A 2,959-nucleotide genomic window follows, 5' to 3' on the forward strand; every position below is an offset into this window, starting at 1 on the left:
GGGTTACAATCCTGCCAACCCGGTTAAATGAGGCATTGGCTGCGCCATAGGTATATTCCGTATCAGCCCTGTAAGGATAATCGATTCTTGCAAGCCGGTTATAGTCGTAGATATACTTGATCGATTTTGAATCGGCTCTCAGGTTAGGCGTTATTTTCCCGGTGAGATTGCCTGCCTCATCATATTCGTATTCCACATTGCCCGTGTCGGGGTTGTCTATAGAGTTGCAAGCCTGCCCCCCCTCCCTTGCCCTCTTTTACTTTTACTCCTATTACTTCCTTTAATGTAATCCCTTAATCGATTGTATTATTTTCACAGGGTCTTTTTCTCCAGTAAAATAGATTGCTCTTATCCGCGCAATCTGAAAATGTTCTTCTATTGTTAACTCCTTCCACATTTTATCACTTGGTCTACTGCCTTTCTTGCCCCAACCGCTGATATTATAACAAAATTTATTAAATGTATTCCGGGCGATATCTTCAAGTTCACTATTGTTTTGAAGATATTTTAAGACTACGCACATAGTCTTAACAAAATTTTCGCTATTCTTTGCTATATTTTCAAAATCAATCCTGATATCCCCATGAATTTGATTAAATTGATTTATCGCTTCCTGTAAATTACCTCCTATCATGTATGATACGACATAGGTCCAGGTATCCACCCAACGGTTACCAACTGAAGTATTTTTTTCCGGTGGTTCATATTTTTTTCTAACTATGCTTAAATAATATAATGATTTGCGGAGGTTTTTATCAGTCTTACCCGTTAATATCCAGTTTGCTTTTTGAAGGTATTCATAATTTAAGTAAAGTCCCAACTCTTTTGGATAAGGAGGATTCATATATTGCATCAAATCACCAACTTTAATAGCAGTCTCTGAAAACTTTTTTGCCAAAACGGCAAGTTCTAAACCACGCTCGACCAAACCGCAAACTATTTCATTAATACAATCATGCAGTAAACTTTGAGCCCCTCCTGAAAGCCCTCTCTTGTTTATTTTAGATTCTTCAAAGTCTTCTTTATAGGTTTCCGGAGAAAATAGAACCTGGTAATCTTCCCTTAAATAATAGGCATGCATTTCATTCCAATAATTTTCGACAACTCTATCCATAACAATTTATAATAGTGACATCTTTCCAGTAAAGCATTTGGTATCTTCAAATTTGCATAAAGCTATTAAGGGTACAAAAGCTGAAATCATTTTGGAAGAATTGTCATTTTTTTTATACACCCTTACAGACATCGCTGTTCTAACCTTTTAATTAATACGAGGTATATTAGTATCTGGTGGCGACCTTAAACCATAGTCTATCATCATTTGGTCCCAATCAGACACGCCATTTTGTTCTGCTCTCTTATTCCTATCCGCAGATTCTACTATAATAGAAAAAATACCTAATACACCTAAAGTCGTTTTTACCCCTTTAAAACGCATGCCTCTTTCAGCTAACTTTGATCCTTCTCGCGCTGGTTTAAGGCTTCCTGGGGCATTATTGGTTACAATTTTTTCAATATTTTTATTTGTTAGAGCTTTATTAATTTCTTTTGCTAGCTCAGGAGTAATTTTCTTTTCTTTAAGGAGATTTTCTATTCCTCCTTTTACTCTATCTGCATTTACTTTATCACGCGTCAGCCCTGGTACTTTATTAACTGTTTTACCTGTAGTATATGCTTTATTGTCATAGTATTTTAAAGTTTTAGATTCTTCATCGAATGTAATAAAATCGGCACCACCCTTACGTCCCGGTGCCGATAGTGGTATTTCTTTTCTTCCTAAGGCCTCTTTAAATGCTGCATATTCACCATCATGTCCAAGCTTATGAGTAGCACTATTACCATCCGGATCAACCAGTTTTATTGGATTTTGGTGAGTATACGCATAAAGACTTAGATTTACAGCATTATATACTCCTCCCATTCCAATTAAACCCAACGCATTTGTGCCATCTTCTGGCAAATATCTACTAAGTACTGGATCAGCACTCACCCAAACACTAATCCTCGGCTCATAATACCTCGCCCCAAAGTAATACATCCCTGTCTCAGGATCAAGCTCTTTCCCGGTGAACTTGTAGGGAAAATAGACTTCGCTTTTAGTTTCCTCTACCCAGGCCTCACCATAGGGGAAATACTCCATGTGCTCGTAAGTGTCACCTACTGCATCGGTAATGATGTTGCTGCTGCCGAGATGATCCGTATGATAATAGTATACCGCTTTTTCTTCGAAAGTGTTGTTGCCTTGTCCTCCGCCCGTATTTCCTCCGCCATTACCGCCTCCGGGAGGCGTGCTGCCACCACCGCCGGGTGGTAAGTTTCCGTCAGGTACAATCTGTCCGCCCGGTGTTACCACATAACCCAATTTGCCAAGCCTGCGGTAGATACCGGACTTCCGGCCATTCCCGCGGGAGAGCGCATTTTCAAGGCCCTTCTCGGAATTGCCGGGCAGTGCCGTATCTGTTGTGCCCCCTGTGGGCGCAGCGCTGACTGCCTGCTGATGTATTACACTGGTTTGTTTTGCTGCCTGTCCGGGAGGTGTTGCAGCCACTTTCCCTTTTGCTAATCCCCGCCCTTTAGCTTTTCCATTGCCGGGAGGGGGATCTGCAAATTGTACCGTCTCCTGAACAACTGGTTGCTGTGCTTGCTGAACCGTTGTGCTGCTTTGAGCAGTCTGATCAGTTGCTGTTGTTGTTGAGCTTGCAACAGTTGCTGGCTGTGTTGTTGTCGTCTGCATAGTCGTCGTCTTTTGCGGACTTCTCGTTACCTGCTGGAGTTTCAGCTTTGTCGCAATCCGGGTGTTTCCAACAAAAACATGCTTGGTATGAATGGCCCCGTTACGTACAGCATAGTTCTCGCTGACATAGATGACTTCACCATAGCGGCCCCGCTTGAGTACACGGGTTCCATCGGCGTCATAACGGAATTCCGTCGTGCTTCCGCTGTCCGCTACTGACTGGAC

General features: G+C 41.8%; 3 protein-coding genes. All 3 read right to left on the reverse strand.

All coding sequences use genetic code 11. From position 1 onward, the window contains the following. Positions 1-196 (reverse strand): hypothetical protein (locus tag OEV42_21500; protein MDH3976845.1); only part of this gene is annotated, 196 nt, incomplete at its 3' end. A gap of 84 nt (positions 197-280) precedes the next feature. After that, positions 281-1,114: a hypothetical protein gene (locus tag OEV42_21505; protein MDH3976846.1), complete on the reverse strand. Its 834-nt coding sequence runs from the start codon at positions 1,112-1,114 to the stop codon at positions 281-283. A gap of 147 nt (positions 1,115-1,261) precedes the next feature. After that, positions 1,262-2,959 (reverse strand): hypothetical protein (locus OEV42_21510; protein MDH3976847.1); only part of this gene is annotated, 1,698 nt, incomplete at its 5' end.

This window comes from Deltaproteobacteria bacterium (assembly GCA_029860075.1).
GTDB lineage: Bacteria > Desulfobacterota > JADFVX01 > JADFVX01 > JADFVX01 > JAOUBX01.

Bases quoted from the DNA above. Each gene is read 5' to 3' on its own strand.
- OEV42_21505 (MDH3976846.1), bottom strand. From the start codon at position 1,114: ATGGATAGAGTTGTCGAAAATTATTGGAATGAAATGCATGCCTATTAT.